This is a genomic window from Synechococcus sp. R5-12 (assembly GCF_047502655.1).
Lineage (GTDB): Bacteria > Cyanobacteriota > Cyanobacteriia > Thermostichales > Thermostichaceae > Thermostichus.
Genome location: NZ_JANSIM010000147.1, coordinates 1 through 1,068, shown reverse-complemented (window position 1 = coordinate 1,068; position 1,068 = coordinate 1). Strand labels below are relative to the sequence as shown.

Genomic DNA, 1,068 nt, shown 5'->3' with positions numbered 1-1,068 from the left:
TTTCAGTATAGTTGAGCTTATTATTGACTAGAGTCATGCTCTGATTTCTTCCTGCTTCCACGACCCATGACTGGTAGCGGAGTACTGGTAGCGGAGTTGGCCTCTATGGTCGTTTCAGGTTAGTCTGAGACGCCCGAGCTACTGAGAAAAGCCCCGCCCTACCGCTATGGGGAAGTAAGCTAACGGCGCGCAGAGGACGTCAACAACCTTAGTCAGCAAATATGGACGGAGAGGGAGGGATTCGAACCCTCGACGGAGCTTTTGGGCCCCGTAACTTCTTAGCAGGAAGCCGCTTTCGACCACTCAGCCACCTCTCCAGGGCCAGGAAGGGCAATGGCAAGCTGGGATCCAGCTACCAGTTCACTCATTGTAGGGGATGGGATCCCACCCGGCAACTGCCCCCTGACCCGCCCTGCAAAGACTCCGTCCCGCTATCGCGATCAGCCGGGATCCCTCCTGGGGTTGGGTGAGTCTAGCTCACCACCTGCAGGTAAATATCGAAGCTGCTGCTATTGTCGCCGTAGCTGCCCTTGGCGTCATTGATGTTGAAGGCAATATCCAGGTTGGGATCCAGATCCACCTCTTGGGGCTGCTCTGGCGAGGACTCGAAAACCTGATGGGCCACCAGTTGGGCGTTGGGTTGAAACAGCACAATCCCGTAGCGGCAGAGGCCCGGGTAGCGCCACTCCTCAGGGGTCGGGATCCCTTTGCCAAGGGGCGAGCGGATGCTGGTGGAAAACGAGAAGCCATAGCGCCAAGCCACATTCCTGGGGAAAAAGCGGATACGGCTGGCCCGCAACGGACGCCCTTGCCAGCGTAAAATGTTGCCCGCCTCTTGGTTCACCCGCAGGTCACGGAAAGCCATCCAAGCCTGTAAAGCTTCTTCTTCAGGTTGGATCCCTTCGATGGCCAGGGCCTGGCTCCAATCCAAGTCACTGCCATCGCAGGTGATCTGCCGCGGAATTTGCGCCAAATCCAGTTGTGCCAACCCCAGAGTATCAGACGCAGATTGGGTAAACATCTATCTCTGATACATTTACGCTGAACACTGCTGAACATCACTGTTCA

Annotated in this window: 1 protein-coding gene and 1 tRNA gene; both read right to left on the bottom strand. The window is 56.4% G+C overall.

The window, feature by feature from the left end:
- Positions 1 to 226 precede the first annotated feature (226 nt).
- Positions 227 to 317 (bottom strand) — tRNA-Ser (locus tag NW843_RS08655).
- 155 nt (positions 318 to 472) lie between these two features.
- Positions 473 to 1,021: a hypothetical protein gene (locus NW843_RS08650; RefSeq protein ID WP_414522684.1), complete on the bottom strand. Its 549-nt coding sequence runs from the start codon at positions 1,019 to 1,021 to the stop codon at positions 473 to 475.
- Positions 1,022 to 1,068 lie beyond the last annotated feature (47 nt).

Coding starts and splice junctions, on each gene's coding strand:
- NW843_RS08650 (WP_414522684.1), bottom strand. CDS start 1,021: ATGTTTACCCAATCTGCGTCTGATACTCTGGGGTTGGCACAACTGGAT.